An 18,570-nucleotide genomic window follows, 5' to 3' on the forward strand; every position below is an offset into this window, starting at 1 on the left:
TCCAGGCGAACCGGCAAACCATCGGCATCGACAAGTGCGTGGATCTTGGTTGTCAGGCCGCCACGCGAACGTCCCATGCAAGGATCGGCAGATCCCCCTTTTTAGCGTTGGCACCATGTTGGTGAACCTTCCTTCTTGTTCTCGGGTTTGATGTGCCCGCCGATATACTTGCCGTCGATCTGGACCGAGCCCCAGAGCTTCATCTTCGCGCGGCGCTTGCCGATGGCTTCCCTGATCTTGGCCAGCAGCACCCAGGCGGTCTTGTACTCGACGCCGAGTTTGCGCGTCAGGTGCAGAGCCGCGATGCCCTTCACGGCCGTGACGTCCTCCCAGATCGCCATCACAAGCTTTTTGAAGGGAAGCTTGCGAGAATGGAAGACTGTGCCAGAGGTTACCGAAAACTCCTTCATGCAGTCGCCTTGCGAACAACGGAAGCGGCGGCGACGGATGCAGTATGGGTCGAGATCGCCGCAGGCGGGGCAGAACGGCTGGCCGCGGTTGGCGGACCATCGGAACTCGCAGAATAGATCGTAGGATTCGTCTTCGGTGATGCCCCAGATGGCCATCGGATCGACGTTGCGGGCCTTCTTTGTCAGTAGGAAGTGCTGGCCAGTCTCCTCTTCGGGATCAGGCCAGAGACATCGATTGTATTTCGAACCTCCGCGCCTCAGCTTCGAAGGGGTCGTAGGCGTTGGGAGACAGAATTGGGAGTTTGGCGCGGAGCATGGTCACCTCAGAAAACGAACAAGAGCGGATGCGCCGCCTCGTAAGGCGGTCCAGATCAGCGGGCTATTCGTGTCGAAATCGTAACCATGCCGCACTCGTATCAAGCGGAACGCTGGGAGTCGATCGATGACCAGGAAATTAGTTAATGGACAGCAAACCAAGAATCTTAGGATTCCGATCGCATTGATATGAGATAGTATATTGCGGCTTAGGTTAGCCATCTCACGATCATAGGTTACAAGTGTGAAACGCTACTCCATACTGTGCTTGACCCTCTTGGTGTTCTCGCTCGTATCGTGTGGCGATGGTGAGAATAGCCCTCCAGACGTTGCCCACCTGGCAACCGACGGATTTTTCGTTGTTGGTAGCACCCTGATCCAGGCACCGTTTGTCGCCGTCGAATCCGTAACGACGGATCGAGCATATCTCAGCCAGCGAAAACGGAACGACCAGAAGAAGTTTCAGGAACTTGCAACGAGCGCCGATACTCCGCTCAAAGTGAGCCAGATAGAGTTTTATCTTTCGTCATACGGTACCTACGGTGAGTACCTCGTTTCAGCAGGAATTTGCCCCCATCTATCACAAGACTGGGCGGTATCAATTTGCCACAACAAGAAGCTTGGAAAACTAGAGGACCTGCCCAAAACATTTCTGCTCCTGGACCGTAAGGCGGCTCCCCACCTTCTCAAACAGAGGGTGACCGTGGGGCAGGAGCTAGTCTCCGACCAAGTATAAAGAATGAAGTTGCTGATCGGTGAACCAGAAAGGGTATGCGACAAGGCCTCTAGGTTCTGTACAGCCGCTGTGGCAATTTCGGCTGATCTGGTCGCGGTGTGGAGCGAGGGGGCGACTGGTGTGTCTGACGAGGGGGAAGCGATCTATTGGCTTGTTACAAGCGCAATAGCCCGACCAACTTAGGTCGCATAGACGCAAGTGCACAACCATGGAGTTTGTGGCATTTGCTACCTAATTCCGCAAATTTCAATGGAAGCGAAAGCAGTGTACGGTTGGCGCGAGTCGACGCTCGGTGGCTGAAGATTGAGGCGTGATTCAGCTAGCAACGGCGACACATTTAACCGCTCCCTCGACGGGCGGCGATGGTCGAGTCTAATGAGACTAGCACGTCGAAGTCGGATGGATCCCTAGTTATCAAAGCATCCGTGCCGCTCTTCCGCTACGGCGAGTGGCATTGTTGTAATAGCTCGATACCTGCTGAACCGAGCGATGGCGTGATTGCTCCATCGCCTCGGGGAGGGATATGCCGCGTGCGCCCGAGATGGATGGCAAGCGAGAGAAGGGGAGGGCCGTCCTCGACGGCGATCGGCGGTTCGTCCGTCAGCTGCTCGCGGCGGAGCCCGGCGATCTCGCTGCGCCGCCGTCCGCCGGAGGCAAACGCCACCATCAGGATCGCCCGATCGCGGATGTCCCGCAGGCTGCCGCTCGAGCACGTCGCCAGCATTTTGGCCAGCACATCGCCGGTGACTGCCTTGGCGCTCTTGCGCTTTCGTGGCCGCGGTGTGGCGCGGACGGCAAGGCGAACGGCCGACTTGAGGGCAGGGGAGGCGAAGTGGCCGGTCAGCCCACGCCATTTTGTTAGCGTCGACCAGGTGGCCAGCCGCCGGCGCACCGTGTCAGGCGCATGCGGGCCGGTCACCTTGAGAAACCCTTGCCCACGAAGGTTCTGTTGAACCTCTGCCGGCATCCCATGGTCCGGATCGTTTTCACGCTTTGCCGGATCCCACAGATGATGGGCGACAAATTTCAGCAGCATTGCCTCAGGCGCCGGCCATGGCAGCGATTTTGTCGTGGCCGCCAAAGACCAGGCCTGCAGATAGGCGAGATCAGACGTCAGGGCGCGCAAAGTGTGTTCGCCCATACCTTCGTTGACCAGATGCCGCAGTGTTTCGACGTCCTGATCGCTCAACAGCTCGGCGAGTTCGTCACGCCGCTCCATCGGCAACACGGCGGCGATCGTATCGAGTTCGTGGGCGCGGCGATCAACAGCACTCATTTTGGCAGTCCATGTTCGTCAGAGAAATCGTCGTGGTTCGAGGTGGTGCCGGCCGGCACGGTGGCTCGCCCTTCATCCATCAGCATTCGAAGTTCATCCGCCGGGCTCGCGGTCTTCAAAATCGCGGTCAGCTCTGCGACCGGTTTTCCCGCACGGCAGATCAGCACGTCATCACCTCGGAGTGCGAGCTCGATCAACTCCTCGAACCGCTCGCCGGCTTCATCGACATCAACGAAAACACGCATTCTCTTTCCCTAATCCACGCTGGTCGCTACACGTGCAAGCAATAACGAGCGCCCGACGTGGCACAGACTGGCGACGTATATACCGAAGGCATCGTGCCGTTGCAAAACTTCCGTAATTTCCGTATATTCCGTAAAAAGGAGTTTTGACATGACCTCCACAGTTACGGCTGCCGCAGTCTCCAAAAACTTTGGCGCCTATCAGGATGCCGCCGTCCGCGATCCGGTGATCATTACCAAGAACGGCCGGCCGCGCACGGTGCTGATCGCCTACGAAGATTATCTGCGGCTGACAAAGCGCGACCGGCGCGTCGAGCTGACAAGCGCGCTTGGCGACGACGATCTCGCCGCGATCGAAGCTTCGGAGATGGACGGGGCGCTCGATCATCTCAATGCCGAATTGCTGACGGGCAAGCATGCTGCCGACTGAGCCAAAAATCGGCTGGGTGTTTCGCTACTCGTATCTCTGGCACTGGCAGTTTATTGAAGGCCGCGAAGAGGGCGACAAGGACCGCCCGGCGCTGGTGCTGGCGATTGTCGCGCATCTCGACGACGGCACGCCGGCGGTGCGGGTGCTGCCGATCACCCATAGCCGCCTAACAATCCGGACGAGGCGATCGAAATCCCGCCGGCGACCAAACGGCGCCTGGGGCTCGACGACGAGCGCTCGTGGATTGTGCTGACCGAAAGCAACAGGTTTGTCTGGCCGGGTCCGGACATGCGGCCCGTCGACAGCGACACCGGATATTTCGGGCCCCTGCCGCCGGCATTGTTCGCTGAGGTCAAGCGGCGGTTTGTCGAACTGGCAAAAGCCCAGCGGCACCGGGCGACGCCGCGCAGCGAATAATCTTTTCCGCATCATCCATCGCTCCAACAGGGCCGAACTGAGCGGCGCCACCATCGTGTGTCGGGCCGATTTTCGGTGATTTGCGGGCGCAGATCAATCACTTCCGATAAGCGATACTTATCATGGGAGTTGCAGCATTGTTTAACCCAGTGCCCACGCAGCAAATGCAATGAATATTCAGATTGCGCCGGGTTGTACTTACCAGACCAGACCGTCGTTTTCACTCGTCCCTCGGCAACGTGGATGATAATCGTGGGCACCTTAGGCATTAGAAGGGACAGGATCTTTTAGTCTCAAGGCAGAGCGCGCCTACGGCCGGCCGCTGGATGTCCAGCGGAGGGCAAGTCGCCTTTTCTCATGGTCCACTGTTCCATCTACCGCAAAAGCATGGCTACAACTCCAGGATCGATCTCGCTCACACGCGAAAAGATCTGATCTGAGGTCAGGAATTTCCTGGGCGCTGACGTGGGTGATCAAATGAAGGGGATGAAGTGAACAAAAATCTCGAATACGGCATGTGGTTGAACGAGCCAGCGGTTTGGAAGGCGTCTCCAAGCACCCTCACCATGACAACCGACAAGAATACGGACTTCTGGCGGAAAACGCATTATGGCTTCAACCGGGACAGCGGACATATGCTCGGCATCCCTGCGACCGGAGACTTTACGGCAAGAGTGCGGGTGCAAGGTGAATTCCGGTCGCTCTATGACCAGGCTGGGCTTATGTTGCGCATCGATGCAGATCGCTGGATCAAGACTGGCGTCGAATTCACGGATGGCGAACGCTTCCTCTCCACCGTGGTAACGAACGGTGCATCCGACTGGTCGGTGTCTCAGCCGTTCGACGATCTCGAAGATTTCACCATCCGGATCACTCTTAGGGAGGGTGCCGCAAGAATCCAGGCGAGTTCGGATGGCCGCACCTGGCCTCTGCTGCGGCTAGCGGCTTTTCCGAGCGGTGAGAAGTATATGGTGGGACCTATGGCCTGCACGCCGGAACGTGCTGGTCTGAAGGTGCAGTTCTCCGAATTCTCTTTGGGCGACGCAATCACCACAGATCTACACGACTTGTCGGCCTAGCCTTTTTCCCGTCAGGCCTTATGGGACGTCGAGGTGACGACATTGATAGCAGAGGACAAATAGCGGATGGCGAGCTCGTTGCCTCTTTCTTGCGCCAACGCCAGCGCCGCACGGCAATGTGCCTCCAAACCATCGTTCCCTTCGGCGACCTGAGGCGACGAAGCTGCCATGACAGCCTCTGTGTAAAAGGTGGGAACGCCGATATCGTCACGGAGGCAGCGACCGAACGACACCAGCGACAAGGCTGACCCGTCGGGACGCAGGACACGGAAGCGACCACCCGAGGGCTCGCCTTTGACAATCGCCTGATGGACGTTGCCTGCTATCATCGCATATACAGAAACGTCCCCTCGGATAACTGGGCGGGCATTCACGCTAGTCAAATAGGAGCAAGACCGTGTCATCATCGCTGCGAGGATGCGCGACTTTCGCCTGGCAGTCCGACTACGGCCAGTTCTACTTGGTCGACCGAGCTGAGGATGGGTTCACGCCACCAGGCGAGATCACTTCCGAGATGGAGACGCGCAGCCTATCCGTGATGCCCAGTGGTTTGGTTGTCTACACCCAGTCCTGCCTTCAACAACATATCAGGATCGCAATCTATGACAGCGAACCGGAGCATCCGGTCACCGAGCCAATGAGCGGCAATCTGTGGACGCGCATAGAACAAACCCAAGCCTCGTTTCCATCGAAGTCGTTCGCGATATCCAGCCCCTCGCTGCCCGATCCGTTGCCATGCGGCCCTATTTTCCTCGTGGACAGCGTTGACTGCATGATCCAGATCAACTGGATGGAATTTCACGGCAGCAGGGATGAGAGCGTCCCAGTCGATCCGGACATCATCGATATTGCAATCTGGCCAGCCGCTACGTCGCGTGACGAAGCGCTTCAAAAAGGAGGCGAAGAGCTGGCGCAGCCTTTTGAAGCAACTCTTGGCGATGAGACCGTTGAGAGATCGTTTGCTCATTCCACCGATCCGGGACCGTGAGGGCGATATAGTTGATGGCTAGCACGCCTCGGCGAACTGCTTTGTTCAGACGCCGAAGGATGACAGGATCGGACATGGCCGGGTCTTTCCGGACGCGCACTCGCCCACGAGGCGCTTGAGTGCAACTCTGGCTTGATCCAGCTCAGCAATCCGAGCTTGGAGCGCCTTCAGCCGAATTTTCGCCCAGGCGGCGTGGACCTCTATCTGGGTACTGCCGCTCTTTCCGAGCGGGACTATGTCCACGAGGCCGTCGAACGGGCCGATCTCATCATCACGATCGGACACGACACGATCGAAAAGCCTCCCTTCATGATGAATGGCAACGGAGCGAAGGCCGTTCATGTCGGGTACCAGCCGGCCACTGTCGAGCAGGTCTATTTCCCTCAGGCCGAGGTGATCGGGGATCTCGGGCCCACCCTCAAGCTCCTGGCGGACCGGCTTGAGGGCAGGCTTCCAAACGCAAAAGCGCTGATCTATCTCAGGCAAGGGATCCTCGCGCGCATCGCCGACAGGGAGCTTGAAGCCCGCTTCACGCCGCAACGGATCGTCCACGACGTCCGCGCCGTTATGCCGACCGACGGGATCCTTGCCCTGGACAATGGCATGTACAAAATCTGGTTCGCGCGCAACTACCGGACCCATGTCGCGAATACACTGCTTCTCGACAATGCCTTGGCGACGATGGGAGCCGGGCTCCCTTCAGCGATGATGGCTTCCATGCTTTACCCGACGCGGCGCGTCATGGCGGTCTGTGGGGATGGCGGCTTCATGATGAACAGCCAGGAGCTTGAGACCGCCGTGCGTTTGCGGCTGAACCTCGTCATCCTCCTGATCAAGGACGATGCCTACGGTATGATCCGCTGGAAACAGGCGATCGATCGGTTCACCGATTTCGGGATGACGTTCGGAAACCCCGATTTCGTCAAATACGCCGAGGCTTAAGGCGCAAAGGGCACGCGTGTCGAGCACATCAGAGGATCTGAAATCGACCCTGAACGACGCGTTCGAGATGGGCGGCGTGCATCTCGTCGAAGTTCCAATCGACTATTCCGAGAACGAGCGCGTGCTGGTCAAAGAGTTGTCAGCGAGGCTGCCGGTCGTCGAGGCGGCTCAGTAATCCTACCGATCCCAATCGGTGACCACCCGAATTCACCCCATCATGGCTCCCTGTAAGCTCACAGCCATCAACAACCGAAAGAAAGTTGCCAAGATGAAAACTCTTCTGATCGCTCTCGCCGCCAGCGCGCTTATAACGGCCCCCTCGGTTGCCCAGGACACTTTGCAGCAGACCAGCATCGCAACCACGCTCGCGGTCGATATCGCTCAGGCGGCCGTCTCTGCATGCACCGCCGATGGTTACAACGTGTCGGCCGCCGTGACCGACCGGTCGGGTGTCCTTCTTGCACTGGTGCGCTCCCAGAATGCAGGTCCGCATACCGTCAATGCGTCTACGCAGAAGGCCTTCACCTCGGCGTCGTCGCGCAATCCCACCAGCGCGATCGCCGAAAACGTTTCCAAGAACCCGGTTGCTGCCGGGATGGCGGATATCCCGGGCTTCCTCGTCCTGGCCGGTGGTGTTCCGATCAAGGCCGGCAAGGATACGATCGGTGCGATCGGCGTTGCAGGCGCACCGGGCGGCAATCTGGACGAGGCATGCGCAAACGAGGCGATCGAAAAGGTCAGCGCCCGCATCAACTAACCCCGCGATGTCAGGGGGCGTCGAACGAAGTAGCCGACGCCCCTGGGCCGCTTTCTCGCACGAGAGTTTTCCGTATGACTGGGTTCCTATAGTCTTTGCAACGTTCAAGGTTATCGCTTTGGGGGTGGCGATGTATTTCGCCGTAAAATGGCAGTACGACCAGGGAGAGAAGGGGACGACGCGAGCGTTGCTGCAAACTGGCGGCAAGGTGATCGCGTTGTTTATGATCGCGCTAGCTGCCGTCGGGCTTTTCGCGTTCTCCTTGAGCCGAATGCTCGGGTTGGACCTGAACCTACCGTGACACCATTGCAGCCACCTACGGAGGCGTGGTCTCCTGCAGGTTAGGTGGTTATCTTCCATATTTGTGATCAAGAGGACGCATCGGCCGTGGCAAAGCAATTCGAGAGCATTGACGCTCGTCTCAAGGACTTTATCGGTCGGCAGCATATCTTCTTCACAGCCTCGGCGACCGGCCAATCCCGGGTGAATATTTCGCCGAGGGAGACGGGCTGTCTGCGGGTGGTTGATGCAAATACGGTGGTCTATCTGGATAGGACCGGGAGTGGAAACGAGACCGCCGCGCATTTGCGCGCGGATGGTCGGCTGACGATCATGTTCTGTGCGGTCGAAGGGCCACCGATGATCTTGCGCCTTTACGGTCGCGGGCGGGCCATCCGCCGCGACAGTCCCGAATACGAGAATATCCTGATCAGCCACGACAACGGTTCGGAACCCTCAGGAGCCCGGCAGGTCATTCTGCTGGACATCGACCTGGTTCAAACCTCCTGCGGCTTCGGCGTCCCTCTGTTCGACTACAAAGCCGAACGGCCAAGCCTCGACCAATGGACCGCGGCAAAAGGCCCGGATGGTATCGAGGTCTATCGTCGGGAAAAGAATACATACAGCATGGATGGCCTACCCACTGGAATGTTCGACGACGCCTAGCCGAGCCGCGAACATTTTCGAGCCAGCTGGCTCGTATTAAGTAATAATGGCAGTTGGCGTGCCTTGCATTACCGATGCGCCATGAGCCAGATGCGGGTTTGCTCCGCGACTGCCGGTGTTCCGAGTTTCGTTGCGATGCTCGCCCGATGACTGTCGACGGTCCGGACCGACACGTCGAGCGCGGCCGCGATGTCCTTGCTTCCAAATCCTTTGGACACGAGCTCAATCACTTCCCGTTCCCGAGAGGTGAGATGCTTCAGCAACTGACTGTTCTCGTGGCAGATGAGAAGCTCGTCGAGCGCGGCCTCGCAAGTGGCAATCGTTTCCATCAAAAGATGCTCATCGACCGGCTTTGCAAGAAAGTCGACGACGCCGGCCTTGAATGCGCGACGGCATGCTTCCACGTCGCCGTGTCCCGTGATCATGATGGCCGGCCAGCGGATGCCGAGATCCTCAAGCTTCTTCAGAAGCTGCAGTCCGCTGATGGCAGGCATCCTGAGATCGAGGAGCATGACTCCCGGTTTCGACTTTTCCACATGGGCGAGCAGGTGGGCGGCATCAGGGAAGGCCGTGACCTCTTTGCCGTAGGTGGCGAGCAGAAGCGTCATGGCCTCTCGTACCGCGAGGTCGTCGTCGACGAGGTAGATCATGCGGGCTCTCCCAGTGGCAGGTGGATGACGAAGGTGGCGCCGCCGTTATTATGTGCCTCGAGACTGCCATTCATGCGCTCGATCAGTCGCGACGATAGAGGCAGGCCAAGGCCCATCCCGTCAGGTTTTGTGGTGAAGAATGGTTCAAAAATCCGATGGAGCGAGCCGGTCTCGATGCCTGGCCCATTGTCCGCGACCTCAATGGCAACGCCGTCTCCTTCGCGCCGAGCTGTCAGTGTAATGAGAGGAGAGGGGCATCTGGCGACCGCATCCGCAGCGTTGCGAACGAGGTTATGAATAACTTGCTGAAAGGAAACCACATCGATCGGCACGACGGGCAGATCGGGGAAAATGACCATATTGAGGCTGATGGCCCGTGCTTTGATATCCGCTTCGACGAGGCGCATGGCCTCGGTGATCGCTTCATCGAGGGGGACCATTTTGATATCGGCCGGCGCGCCCGAGATGTAGGCCCGCATGCGTCCGAGGATGTCCCCCGCGCGCTTGGCTTCGCGAATGTTGGCGTCGAGTGCCTTTTCGAGGATATCTTGGCGGCCGATGGCCAAGGCGCGTCTTGCCGCCTGGCTCTGACTGAGCATTGCTGTCACCGGCTGCGCTAGTTCATGGGCGATGCCGGAGGCCATCTCACCAAGAGCGTTGACGCGCCCTGCATGCGCGAGCATCGCTTCCTGCTTCAGTAGCGCTGCCCTTGCCTCGTGACGACGGCGTTCGGCCTGGGTTTCCCTATAGGACGCAACCAACCAGATGACCGCTGCCCAGCCGATTATCAGCGGAACGGCCAACCGAAGCGGAACGAGTTCACCGGGGCCAAAATACCGGCTGATTTCCAACTGGAGCGGTTGGGTATGGCTCGTCATCGCGATCCTTGTCGTGGCGGCCAGGAGCGCACGCTCGGTGCCACCGTGTGCAGCGAGCGTCTCGTCGTTCAACGTCAGCGTCGTGGAATAATCCCGGGATGCCCTCTCACCGTCCAGCAACGCATTGGCATCAATCCGCAGACGCAGGACCCGGCCGGGTTCGACAAGTTTGAAGATATCGTAGGCCTGCTCGCCGGGCAGGGCGCGGCTCGCGATATCGCCGACATTAGAGAGTTTTGGTAGTTCGGCGAGCGGGCGCCCGCTTTCCTCTGTGGCTCCGGCGGGCTTGCCATAACGGAAAATCCGCGCCGCACCGGCGTCGAGACGGAACGTGGCTATTTCGACGATACGGGGGTATCGGACCAGAATGTTTTCCGACAGGCCCTGAATGCTCGGCGACGGCTCTACTGGCGACATCCGGACGATTGCGCCAAGCGCGCTCAGATGCGCATCGTGCTGCGCCAGTTTTTCGGCGAGAAGCGTTTCGGTGCTACCTGCTCTCTCAAAGAGCTCCTGCCGACCCGACCGATATTCGACCGCAGCGAGAACCAGAACCGACAGCGCACTGGCCGCGACCCATATTACGGTGGCCATAGCGAGATGGGGTTGTTCGTTCAGAAATCGTCGCATTAGACAGGATGCCGCGAGACATCCACTCCGTGGGTGAGTGATTGATGGTCAAATCAATACTCATCGGGAGGAAAGCGGCAATCGGTAATCCTACCGGGACAGGATTGCCGCATCCCCGACGTTCAAACGATAAACCGTTGGTGTCGCTCAGGGTCTCGAACAGGAACCAGACACGCTTCTCGGTCTCATCGATCCAGTTCTCGGGCAGGCTGGCGGTCGCGACGTCGTTATACTCGTCACAGACGTTATGCAGCGAGCGCATGCTTGCGATAAGGCTACCATTGTTGTCGCGCAGCTCGGCGAGCATTTCATGCGGATGGACGAAAACGGCGACATTGTCGGCAATGCGTTGCTTGCGCGAGATGTCGCCGATAGAACGCAGCGTGCTGCCGCCGACCTTGCGGACGCGCTCGGCCAACGGGTCGGTCATTGCAAACAGTTCGTCGCCATGCTCGTCGAGCAGCAGATGGTAGTCACGGAAATGCGATCCGGACATGTGCCAGTGGAAGTTCTTGGTTTTGAGATAGAGCGGGAACACATCCGCCAACACGGCGGTTGCGCCGGCGGAGATGTCCTTCACCGCGTCGCTACTCAGTCCTGTAGGCGTTTTCAGCGCAGCAGCGCCACGCAATTGACTGATTGGTCCATGGTCCTATTCCTTTTCTGGAAATGCATTGTCTATATCGCCCATGGCTGCGTCGGGGCAGTGCTTGCGCGGAGGCGGGGCGCGACCTGCCTAGTGGAGGTCGTCTAAGAGGGGCGCTGACGCCCCTCCCGTGTCTCCATTGACCCAAGAGGGCTGCGGCATGGATCACCCACACCGGATCAGGTTCAGCCCTTGATGAAGGCCAGCAGATCCTCGTTCAGGACGTCTGCATTGACGGTCAGCATGCCGTGCGAGAAGCCGGGATAGGTCTTGATATGGCCGTTCTTCAGAAGCTTGATCGACTTCAGGGCCGCATCCGCAATCGGCACGATCTGGTCGTCTTCGCCGTGAAGCACCAGCGTCGGTACGGTGATCGCCTTCAGGTCTTCGGTCTGGTCGGTTTCCGAGAAGGCCTTGATGCCGTCGTAATGGGCCTTGGCGCTACCGATCATGCCCTGGCGCCACCAATTCTGGATCACACCTTCCTGCACCTTGGCGCCATCCCGGTTGAAACCGTAGAATGGGCCGGCCGGAACGTCGCGGAAAAACTGGGCGCGGTTGGCGGCAAGTGCCGAGCGGAAACCGTCAAAGACTTCGATCGGCAAACCCTCAGGGTTGGCAGCGGTCTTGACCATCAGCGGCGGTACGGCAGCGACGAGAACAGCCTTGGCAACGCGGCCGGCCTTCTGGCCATGCTTTGCAACATAACGAGCGACTTCCCCGCCGCCGGTGGAATGGCCGATATGGATCGCGTTCTTCAGGTCGAGTGCCTGGACGACAGCGAAGGCGTCGGCTGCGTAGTGATCCATATCGTGACCATCGGCGACCTGTGCCGACCGGCCATGGCCACGCCGATCGTGGGCGACGACGCGATAACCTTTCGAGAGGAAGAACAGCATCTGCGCATCCCAGTCATCCGACGATAGCGGCCAGCCGTGGTGGAAGACGATCGGCTGTGCGTCCTTCGGACCCCAGTCCTTGTAAAAGATTTCAGTGCCGTCCTTGGTTGTAACGAAGCCCATGTCGATATCTCCTTGTGATGAACTGTTAGTCGAAGAGGTGTGTGAGAAGGCGAGCGCCGGAATGCTCACACTGGCAAGTGCGAGGCTCCCGAGCAGGACGCTGCGTCTCGACACGAAAAACCGATCTGTATCGGATGCCATTGTATTTCTCCTGTCGCGCTGTGTTTGCGAATTCCGTATTTGACAAGGAGAGGGTATCGCGATCTTCTGGCAGAAACACGTGGCGGAAATGACTTTATCCGAGGCAAAAGTGGCAAAACGCAAAAAAGCTGATTTCATAGAGGTGGGGCTGCTGGTCTACCCGGATTGTCAGTTGGCCGCCGTCTATGGATTAACCGATCTGTTTCGCGTCGCCAGCGACTGGTCGACGAACCTGCAGACGCCGACAAGCCTTCGCACCATCCGCGTCAGCTACTGGAAGATGGAGGATGGAGATGTGTCCTGCACATGGGACTCACACCCCGAAATTGCGCACTCGCTGAGCTACGTTATCGCGCCGCCGAGCATCATCATGCCGGAGAAAATGCAGAGCATGCGCCCCGCGTCGCAATGGCTCGCGTCCCAGCATGCGCGCGGTGTGACCGTCTGTTCGATCTGTGCCGGTGCGTTTGTCCTTGCCGACACCGGGCTGATCGACGGCCGGCGTGCCACGACCCACTGGGCTTTTGCCGAAAGGCTTGCCGAACAGTTTCCCAATATCGACGTCTCGCCCGACAATATGATCATCGACGATGGTGACGTCATCACTGCCGGCGGCATTCTCGCCTGGGCCGATCTCGGCCTGCTGCTTGTCGAAAAGCTCCTCGGGCAGGCTGTGATGCTGGAGACGGCGCGGTTTCTCGTCGTCGATCCGCCGCGTCGCAGCCAGAGCCAGTACAAGGCGTTTCTTCCGCGCTTCGATCACGGCGACAAGGAGGTGCTGCAGGTCCAGCATCAGTTTCATGCGACACCGGAGCTGCAAAAATCGATCGGTGAACTGGCGGATAGCGTGCGGCTTTCGGAAAGGACGCTACAGCGCCGCTTTTTTCGCGCGACAAGGCTGAAGCTGACCGAATATCTGCAGAACGTCCGCATCATGAAGGCGCGGCAGTTGCTCGAGACGACAAATGGTTCGGTCGAGAGCATTGCCTGGGCGGTCGGCTATACGGATCCGGCAGCGTTTCGGAAGGTGTTTGGCCGGTTGACGGGCGCGAAGCCAAACGTCTATCGTGGCGACGCGCGCATTTGATCACTTCGGAGATGCCCCATCGTAACGTGGGCTGCGATCTCCGCTTCGTCTTTGCAATGCATCTGGTGATCGACGGTGCTCTTGCTTCCGGCCAATCCCGGTTCATCGCCATGACGGAGCGTGAACCACCATCTGGAAGGCCCGGCCGGACGCCCAACGCTTTCAACGGAAAATCGCGCTGGTGTGGGTGGGCAAACGCGCGATCGATCATAACGGAATTTGTGGTCAGAAGCCCAAATCGCTCCGCGATGGACACCGACGGGTGGGCTATGTCGCGCCCGGCTTGGGCGATCGACAGCGGCCGCCACCGAAAGCTACCCGAGGATCCGAGCTGTCTGCACATCAGCTCGGATCAGAACCCGGGGGGCAATTCACGGCGGAGCCCGTGGTTGCGGCCATGTCAGGTGCGGGGCGCGCCCTCGCGACCGGCGTGAGGCAGCCGGAGCGCACAAAGCGCAGCGCTGCCCATCAGCGTCGTCAAAATGGCTTGGTCGGGAGGTAGTTGTTCCTCAGCCTTTGCCGGTGCGAAGCGGGTTGAATATCTCTATGCCGTAAAAGTCTTTCTCATTGTCGGTCACGACGATGCATCCGTTCGCCTGGGCTGTCGCCGCGATGATGGTATCAAGGCCACTGCATGATCGCCCGATTGCTTTTCCTTCGGCCATCAATCGCGCCCATATGAGTGCCGCCGTTTCGTCAAAAGGTAGGATACGATTAGCAAAGAGATGCTGCGGCCCATCATCACCAACAAACCAGGTCTCGAGAGAAGTCCGCTTCTTGCCGGCGGGCTTGTCCAAGATGCCTTTGTGGATTTCAGCCACGGTAAGGGAAGCGATAAAAAGATCCTCGTCGGTCTGATCGGCCATCCACGTCATCAAAGCGGCCGATGGCTCCGGCTTCGTGATGCTGCTCAGGATATTGGTATCGAGAAGGTAGCGCATTAAATATCGATCTCACGACCTTCTTCACGCTGACGAGAGATTTCAACATTAGCGCCGAGAAATGGCGAGCGACGAAGCGCTGCGAGAATTCCGCCTTTTTGGGGTGGCTCACCATTGATGGTATCATTCACAGCCGCACGTAGTTTGGCGGACTCCGGGCCATTTTCTGCGAGGCGGCGCGCTAACATTCTGATGAGATCACGATCGGCGTCGCGGCCCAGTACCTCATTATCTCATGGGCAGCCGTCGCCAATGCCGGGATATCCGGCTCCGACATTCGAGACATGATGTTGGAGGCCGTCGAAAAGCGCTTCAACGCAACCAGCGCCCCGCACGCAATCGAACATCTGTCTGATAACGGCAGTGCATACACCGCGAGGGAGACCAGGCTGTTTGCTCAAGCGCTCAACCTGATCCCATGCTTCACGCCCGTTGCCAGCCCTCAGTCCAACGGCATGTCGAAGGCTTTCGTCAAAACCTTGAAGCGGGACTACATACGCATCTCACCCATTCCGGACTCCGAAACAGCTCTCCGGAAGATCGACGGATGGATCGAAGACTATAATGAAATCCATCCACACTCAGCGCTGAAAATGGCCTCCCCAAGGGAGTTCATCAAAGCATTGTCTCAATAGCTGATCTGTCCGGCGAAATGGGGGGCACTCCACGAGGACGGGAACGGCTTGTTCATCAGCGTACTGAACTGGTGAACGCGCTGCGAGCGGTGCTCTATAAGTTTGGACAGATCGTTCCGCAGGGCATAGCCCATATCAAGCGCATTGACGCTATCATCGCCGATGACGGGATAGAATTACCGGGTATTGTGCGGGAAGAATGCCGTGATCTTCTGGTGCAGATCGACGAAAAAACAAACCGCATCAAGATGGAGACGACCCAACTGACTGACCTTGCCAGGAATGGCGTTGCGACAAAGCGTCTTCAGACCATGCCGGGTGTCGGTCCTATGATCTCTCTGGCAATCGAAGCATTTGCACCCGCAATGGCGAGCTTCCGGTCTGGTCGTGATTTTGCAGCCTGGCTTGGCCTCGTGCCACGACAATTCTCTTCTGGAGGCAAAGAGCGGCTTGGTCGTGTGTCTAAAGCGGGGCAGGCTGACATCCCCAGGCTTTTGATCATGGGCGCCATGTCACAAGTGCAAGTGGTGAGCCGTAAACCAACGCCAGGCTCCTGGCTCGCACGCATGCTGATACGTAAACCGAAAATGCTTGTCGCCATTGCTCTGGCCAACAAGATGGCGCGGAAAATCTGGGCCATGCTGACGAAAAAGGAAGATTACCGGGAGAACCTATTGGCAGCAGCGGCATGATCGATGCTGTGCAGAATACGATGCTTCCGGTGAAAGAGGTATGAGAAGTCGATGACCTGAATGGGCGCAATGATCGAACCGATCTGGATCAGGAAAACCAGGAAAAACTTGTGAGCTTTGCAGCTCGCACATCAGATTTGGATCTGATCCGCAGATCACCATACCGGCCAGCGGTCTTGCGAAATGCCGCAATGAAAGGCCTGACAGAAGACCGCACTCGACCACACGTTCAGATGGGCAAAAACTTCTTGCACTATGGGCGGTGATGCGGTCGCTTGCGGCAGCGATTTGACATCCCGTGCCCAAGCCATCTAGCATGGCTTCCGGTGGAGTAAACCCCGGCGAGACGCGAGGCTTAATCGGCTCTACCTTCATGTCACTACCACCCCATAGGCAAGAACACCGGGTTTTCATGAAGAGATTTATCGAAGAGCAAATCGCTATCTATCAAGCGGGAATCGCTGAAATAGTAAGCCGCCGAAGAGATCTCACGGCGGAAGAGATTCACCCGACCGCTCAAGATGAAGACGCGCGGAATTTGATCGCATATCGCGCTTCTCTTCGAACCTTGCGAAGTGTGCATGAAAGACTTCAGCACACGGAGGACATGGCTGCAAATAGAGATCCAAGAGAAACACCATAACATCTGAACGAAGTCACGAGATGAACCCCGTTTATGGGGACACTGCCTAGGGCTTTGCCGAGATTTCTGATGCGATGAGGTACAGGTGACCAATGCGCTATCGTCAGGATTATTCAGTAGCAGAATGCGAGCGTAAGCATACTCAAAAAAAATACAGAAGCAGCGCCCGCAAACTGCTATTGCGTGAGTGCCGCACAAGCTTGTTCGCGTAAGCGGCAATGTAGCTCTGTCAAATCCTCGCCTATGCGATAAACAGAGTTGTGAAAAGCAGCGCGGCCCACACAGGAGATCATTCATGGCTGACGAGAACATTACGAGCAATATTACGAGCGCCGTTTCCCCTGAAACGACGGCACCTAAAGCAGAAAAAAGGACACGCGCGCCGCGACTTCCGAAGGTAGTTGCAGAGGCGGTAACCCCTGTTGTTCCTCCCGACGTTGCTGACGCACCAGCCAAGGCTGCTCGCGCTAAGCGCGGTACAAAGGCTGCAGCCTCAAAAGCCGCCAAATCCAGCGAAGTTACGAAGCCGGCGGCGAAGGCACCACGTTCGGTAACTAAAAAGGCAGCAGCTCCAGTCGAAGCGATCGACGATATCGCCGATTTGCTCAAGCTCGAAGAAGAGAACAAAAACCTGCGTAAGCAGTTGGCCATGAAACTGCGCGATGAAAACGCGGACCTTCGCAAGCGCCTTGGCCAGGAGTGACACGTAAGAAAGCTCAAAGGCCTCTCAACAAAGGCATTTGATGAACCTGTTTGCCGGGCTCCATCTTCTGAGCCCGGCACCGTTGAAATTGCGACCGCATATGTGTCGCTCATAAATAATGAGGTTGAGATCCGATGAGAACACCATGGAGATTTTTTTCAAACTTGGTGTTGCGAAAAGCACCTGAGGATCAGAAATCCGGATCAAGAGATAAGGCTCGTAACGTTATTGCGATTGAGCATCGTCCTGCCGAAGATCAAGCGATCGCAAATGCGGGCCTTGATGGCTCTACCGTTGTGCAAAGCGGCACAGACACGGTTGCGCCTGCAGCGGAGCGAGTGAAAAGCGGGCCGGTGACGCCAGCCGAGCTAGCATCTGAAAATGCGGAACAAACCGTTGCCTTGAACGATGCGCAGAATGCAGTAGCGATTGAGGCTGCGAATGATATTGACCCAGATCACCCCAATGACTCTGCCGTTAGCGACGTCGCAGAAACTGGACCTGTTGAACTGACGACGACGGCGAAGCCGGAACGGATGAAGCGTTCCGTAAAAGCGCCGGTGGCTCATCTCCCGACAACGCTTCCTGAAGAAGCCCACACCGCGAAGCCAGTGGCCGAAAGCACAATTGAGGGAGAGATCTTTCAACTCAACCAGGAGATTTCCGAGTTGAGACGTTGTCTCTCTGAAAAACTTGTGATTCAAAACGCGCAGCTGAAAAGGCTGCTCGACCGATTTCAGGATTGAAAGCGAACGTGAAAGGCCGACCACTCACGGGTCTTCGGCCTAATGCACCACTTTGCTCTTCGGGGAGAGCTTTTATTAGCCCGTCAAAGACTTCCATCATGACGCTTATGATGACCTGGGTAAGCGCATTGCCAGCTGATAAAAATCATTCTCATTACCATCGCGCGCCGCCCTGGCAAGCTCGGAGTCTCTACCATTCCGTTCCTCGTTACGGGGCTTCGCGGATCGTTTCGCACCCGCTAAGAGAGTCCATTTTGGTACTTTGTCTGAAGTGGCACGGGATGATGCTAACGTCGAACCAACGCCGGGGACTTGGTCTTAGGGGCAGTGTCAAGGGTGACGGCGATAGAAGCTGACGAGCGTGTCAAACTGGAACGGAAACGCCAAAATGGTCTGTCAAAAATGGACGACGACCTTATATTACGCAATAATATCAGGTATATAAACGAATTTTGCGGGGGGAGTCAGACGTCCGCTTTGTTAAAAAGTAGAAAGATCGTGTCCCATGGAGTGGTGTAGCTGGATTTCATAGCCATCGGTGATTTCCGGTAGGGTCGGGTTGCTTAGAGCCAACCTGAGGGACACCACCGATGACCGACGACATGATGAACCTGCGCTC

Annotated in this window: 19 protein-coding genes and 6 pseudogenes; 14 read left to right on the forward strand and 11 right to left on the reverse strand. The window is 57.6% G+C overall.

Annotation, left to right across the window (positions count from 1 at the left end):
- Both MRBLMR1_RS22795 and MRBLMR1_RS22800 read right to left on the reverse strand, forming a co-directional pair.
- Positions 1-101: pseudogene (locus MRBLMR1_RS22795) on the reverse strand (IS5/IS1182 family transposase); the annotation flags it as partial.
- Positions 102-566, reverse strand: coding sequence for an IS1595 family transposase (locus MRBLMR1_RS22800; protein ID WP_500066394.1), 465 nt, complete (start codon positions 564-566; stop codon positions 102-104).
- Between the two features lie 403 nt (positions 567-969).
- Between MRBLMR1_RS22800 and MRBLMR1_RS22805 the strand changes: the two genes are divergently transcribed.
- A complete protein-coding gene (locus MRBLMR1_RS22805) occupies positions 970-1,461 on the forward strand; it encodes a hypothetical protein (RefSeq protein WP_500066396.1) in 492 nt (163 codons plus the stop codon).
- Positions 1,462-1,875: 414 nt separating this feature from the next.
- On the opposite strand, the pseudogene MRBLMR1_RS22810 reads toward MRBLMR1_RS22805, so the two are convergent.
- Both MRBLMR1_RS22810 and MRBLMR1_RS22815 read right to left on the reverse strand, forming a co-directional pair.
- Positions 1,876-2,737: pseudogene (locus MRBLMR1_RS22810) on the reverse strand (site-specific integrase).
- Positions 2,734-2,982: a type II toxin-antitoxin system Phd/YefM family antitoxin gene (locus tag MRBLMR1_RS22815; RefSeq protein ID WP_500066397.1), complete on the reverse strand. Its 249-nt coding sequence runs from the start codon at positions 2,980-2,982 to the stop codon at positions 2,734-2,736. The pseudogene MRBLMR1_RS22810 and the gene MRBLMR1_RS22815 overlap by 4 nt, the downstream one beginning before the upstream one ends.
- 148 nt (positions 2,983-3,130) lie before the next feature.
- On the opposite strand from MRBLMR1_RS22815, the gene MRBLMR1_RS22820 reads away from it, so the two are divergent.
- The 3 genes and pseudogenes from MRBLMR1_RS22820 to MRBLMR1_RS22830 all read left to right on the forward strand — a co-directional run bounded on the left by MRBLMR1_RS22820 (position 3,131) and on the right by MRBLMR1_RS22830 (position 4,905).
- Entirely contained in the window at positions 3,131-3,409 is a 279-nt protein-coding gene (locus tag MRBLMR1_RS22820) for a type II toxin-antitoxin system Phd/YefM family antitoxin (protein ID WP_500066399.1), read from the forward strand.
- A pseudogene (locus tag MRBLMR1_RS22825) lies at positions 3,396-3,826 on the forward strand (plasmid maintenance toxin (PemK-like)). The gene MRBLMR1_RS22820 and the pseudogene MRBLMR1_RS22825 overlap by 14 nt, the downstream one beginning before the upstream one ends.
- A 515-nt stretch (positions 3,827-4,341) precedes the next feature.
- Positions 4,342-4,905 carry a DUF1349 domain-containing protein gene (locus MRBLMR1_RS22830; RefSeq protein WP_148148775.1) on the forward strand — a complete coding sequence of 188 codons (564 nt, stop codon included), beginning with the start codon at positions 4,342-4,344 and terminating at the stop codon, positions 4,903-4,905.
- A gap of 11 nt (positions 4,906-4,916) precedes the next feature.
- Here MRBLMR1_RS22830 and MRBLMR1_RS22835 read toward each other — a convergent pair whose 3' ends face one another.
- A complete protein-coding gene (locus MRBLMR1_RS22835) occupies positions 4,917-5,075 on the reverse strand; it encodes a hypothetical protein (RefSeq protein ID WP_500066401.1) in 159 nt (52 codons plus the stop codon).
- Between the two features lie 227 nt (positions 5,076-5,302).
- Here MRBLMR1_RS22835 and MRBLMR1_RS22840 point away from each other — a divergent pair, with 227 nt between their 5' ends.
- From MRBLMR1_RS22840 to MRBLMR1_RS22860, 5 genes and pseudogenes are all read left to right on the forward strand, one after another.
- A complete protein-coding gene (locus MRBLMR1_RS22840; protein WP_148148762.1) occupies positions 5,303-5,893 on the forward strand; it encodes a hypothetical protein in 591 nt (196 codons plus the stop codon).
- Between the two features lie 183 nt (positions 5,894-6,076).
- Positions 6,077-7,010, forward strand: a pseudogene (locus tag MRBLMR1_RS22845) (thiamine pyrophosphate-dependent enzyme); the annotation flags it as partial.
- A 93-nt stretch (positions 7,011-7,103) separates the two neighbouring features.
- Entirely contained in the window at positions 7,104-7,592 is a 489-nt protein-coding gene (locus MRBLMR1_RS22850; RefSeq protein WP_500066404.1) for a GlcG/HbpS family heme-binding protein, read from the forward strand.
- A 130-nt stretch (positions 7,593-7,722) separates the two neighbouring features.
- A complete protein-coding gene (locus MRBLMR1_RS22855; RefSeq protein ID WP_500066406.1) occupies positions 7,723-7,893 on the forward strand; it encodes a hypothetical protein in 171 nt (56 codons plus the stop codon).
- Positions 7,894-7,979: 86 nt separating this feature from the next.
- Positions 7,980-8,537 (forward strand): pyridoxamine 5'-phosphate oxidase family protein, encoded by a 558-nt coding sequence (locus MRBLMR1_RS22860; protein ID WP_500066408.1) that lies wholly within the window; start codon positions 7,980-7,982, stop codon positions 8,535-8,537.
- Positions 8,538-8,605: 68 nt separating this feature from the next.
- On the opposite strand, the gene MRBLMR1_RS22865 is transcribed toward MRBLMR1_RS22860, so the two are convergent.
- From MRBLMR1_RS22865 to MRBLMR1_RS22880, 4 genes and pseudogenes are all read right to left on the reverse strand, one after another.
- Positions 8,606-9,187, reverse strand: coding sequence for a response regulator transcription factor (locus MRBLMR1_RS22865; RefSeq protein ID WP_206829464.1), 582 nt, complete (start codon positions 9,185-9,187; stop codon positions 8,606-8,608).
- A complete protein-coding gene (locus MRBLMR1_RS22870) occupies positions 9,184-10,659 on the reverse strand; it encodes a sensor histidine kinase (RefSeq protein WP_500066411.1) in 1,476 nt (491 codons plus the stop codon). Before MRBLMR1_RS22870 ends, MRBLMR1_RS22865 begins: the two co-directional genes overlap by 4 nt.
- Positions 10,660-10,831: 172 nt before the next feature.
- Positions 10,832-11,335 (reverse strand): annotated as a pseudogene (locus MRBLMR1_RS22875) (Dps family protein); the annotation flags it as partial.
- A 191-nt stretch (positions 11,336-11,526) separates the two neighbouring features.
- Positions 11,527-12,363, reverse strand: coding sequence for an alpha/beta fold hydrolase (locus MRBLMR1_RS22880; RefSeq protein ID WP_148148776.1), 837 nt, complete (start codon positions 12,361-12,363; stop codon positions 11,527-11,529).
- A 250-nt stretch (positions 12,364-12,613) separates the two neighbouring features.
- Here MRBLMR1_RS22880 and MRBLMR1_RS22885 point away from each other — a divergent pair, with 250 nt between their 5' ends.
- A complete protein-coding gene (locus tag MRBLMR1_RS22885) occupies positions 12,614-13,591 on the forward strand; it encodes a GlxA family transcriptional regulator (protein WP_500066413.1) in 978 nt (325 codons plus the stop codon).
- Between the two features lie 509 nt (positions 13,592-14,100).
- On the opposite strand, the gene MRBLMR1_RS22890 is transcribed toward MRBLMR1_RS22885, so the two are convergent.
- Both MRBLMR1_RS22890 and MRBLMR1_RS22895 read right to left on the reverse strand, forming a co-directional pair.
- Positions 14,101-14,532 carry a type II toxin-antitoxin system VapC family toxin gene (locus MRBLMR1_RS22890; RefSeq protein ID WP_500066415.1) on the reverse strand — a complete coding sequence of 144 codons (432 nt, stop codon included), beginning with the start codon at positions 14,530-14,532 and terminating at the stop codon, positions 14,101-14,103.
- Positions 14,532-14,720, reverse strand: coding sequence for a hypothetical protein (locus MRBLMR1_RS22895; protein ID WP_500066417.1), 189 nt, complete (start codon positions 14,718-14,720; stop codon positions 14,532-14,534). The genes MRBLMR1_RS22890 and MRBLMR1_RS22895 overlap by 1 nt, the downstream gene beginning before the upstream one ends.
- Positions 14,721-14,759: 39 nt before the next feature.
- On the opposite strand from MRBLMR1_RS22895, the pseudogene MRBLMR1_RS22900 reads away from it, so the two are divergent.
- The 4 genes and pseudogenes from MRBLMR1_RS22900 to MRBLMR1_RS22915 form a co-directional block, all read left to right on the forward strand.
- Positions 14,760-15,167 (forward strand): annotated as a pseudogene (locus MRBLMR1_RS22900) (integrase core domain-containing protein); the annotation flags it as partial.
- Positions 15,168-15,184: 17 nt separating this feature from the next.
- Positions 15,185-15,859 carry an IS110 family RNA-guided transposase gene (locus MRBLMR1_RS22905; protein ID WP_500066419.1) on the forward strand — a complete coding sequence of 225 codons (675 nt, stop codon included), beginning with the start codon at positions 15,185-15,187 and terminating at the stop codon, positions 15,857-15,859.
- A gap of 938 nt (positions 15,860-16,797) precedes the next feature.
- Positions 16,798-17,205: a SyrB-like regulator gene (locus MRBLMR1_RS22910; RefSeq protein ID WP_500066421.1), complete on the forward strand. Its 408-nt coding sequence runs from the start codon at positions 16,798-16,800 to the stop codon at positions 17,203-17,205.
- A gap of 134 nt (positions 17,206-17,339) precedes the next feature.
- The gene (locus tag MRBLMR1_RS22915; protein WP_148148772.1) at positions 17,340-17,951 is read left to right on the forward strand and encodes a hypothetical protein; all 612 of its coding nucleotides are present in this window, start codon (positions 17,340-17,342) and stop codon (positions 17,949-17,951) included.
- The last annotated feature ends 619 nt before the right edge of the window (positions 17,952-18,570 follow it).

Origin of the sequence: Neorhizobium sp. LMR1-1-1.1 (genome assembly GCF_040675795.1) — a bacterium.
In the GTDB taxonomy this organism is placed as follows: Bacteria; Pseudomonadota; Alphaproteobacteria; order Rhizobiales; family Rhizobiaceae; genus Neorhizobium; species Neorhizobium cellulosilyticum.

What these genes read in the sequence shown, in the direction of transcription:
- MRBLMR1_RS22880 (WP_148148776.1), bottom strand. Translation starts at nt 12,363, where the DNA reads ATGGGCTTCGTTACAACCAAGGACGGCACTGAAATCTTTTACAAGGAC.
- MRBLMR1_RS22815 (WP_500066397.1), bottom strand. Translation starts at nt 2,982, where the DNA reads ATGCGTGTTTTCGTTGATGTCGATGAAGCCGGCGAGCGGTTCGAGGAG.
- MRBLMR1_RS22870 (WP_500066411.1), bottom strand. Translation starts at nt 10,659, where the DNA reads ATGGCCACCGTAATATGGGTCGCGGCCAGTGCGCTGTCGGTTCTGGTT.
- MRBLMR1_RS22830 (WP_148148775.1), top strand. Translation starts at nt 4,342, where the DNA reads ATGTGGTTGAACGAGCCAGCGGTTTGGAAGGCGTCTCCAAGCACCCTC.
- MRBLMR1_RS22865 (WP_206829464.1), bottom strand. Translation starts at nt 9,187, where the DNA reads ATGATCTACCTCGTCGACGACGACCTCGCGGTACGAGAGGCCATGACG.
- MRBLMR1_RS22820 (WP_500066399.1), top strand. Translation starts at nt 3,131, where the DNA reads ATGACCTCCACAGTTACGGCTGCCGCAGTCTCCAAAAACTTTGGCGCC.
- MRBLMR1_RS22905 (WP_500066419.1), top strand. Translation starts at nt 15,185, where the DNA reads ATGGGGGGCACTCCACGAGGACGGGAACGGCTTGTTCATCAGCGTACT.
- MRBLMR1_RS22890 (WP_500066415.1), bottom strand. Translation starts at nt 14,532, where the DNA reads ATGCGCTACCTTCTCGATACCAATATCCTGAGCAGCATCACGAAGCCG.
- MRBLMR1_RS22895 (WP_500066417.1), bottom strand. Translation starts at nt 14,720, where the DNA reads ATGTTAGCGCGCCGCCTCGCAGAAAATGGCCCGGAGTCCGCCAAACTA.
- MRBLMR1_RS22910 (WP_500066421.1), top strand. Translation starts at nt 16,798, where the DNA reads ATGGCTGACGAGAACATTACGAGCAATATTACGAGCGCCGTTTCCCCT.
- MRBLMR1_RS22800 (WP_500066394.1), bottom strand. Translation starts at nt 566, where the DNA reads ATGGCCATCTGGGGCATCACCGAAGACGAATCCTACGATCTATTCTGC.
- MRBLMR1_RS22835 (WP_500066401.1), bottom strand. Translation starts at nt 5,075, where the DNA reads ATGGCAGCTTCGTCGCCTCAGGTCGCCGAAGGGAACGATGGTTTGGAG.
- MRBLMR1_RS22855 (WP_500066406.1), top strand. Translation starts at nt 7,723, where the DNA reads ATGTATTTCGCCGTAAAATGGCAGTACGACCAGGGAGAGAAGGGGACG.
- MRBLMR1_RS22915 (WP_148148772.1), top strand. Translation starts at nt 17,340, where the DNA reads ATGAGAACACCATGGAGATTTTTTTCAAACTTGGTGTTGCGAAAAGCA.
- MRBLMR1_RS22850 (WP_500066404.1), top strand. Translation starts at nt 7,104, where the DNA reads ATGAAAACTCTTCTGATCGCTCTCGCCGCCAGCGCGCTTATAACGGCC.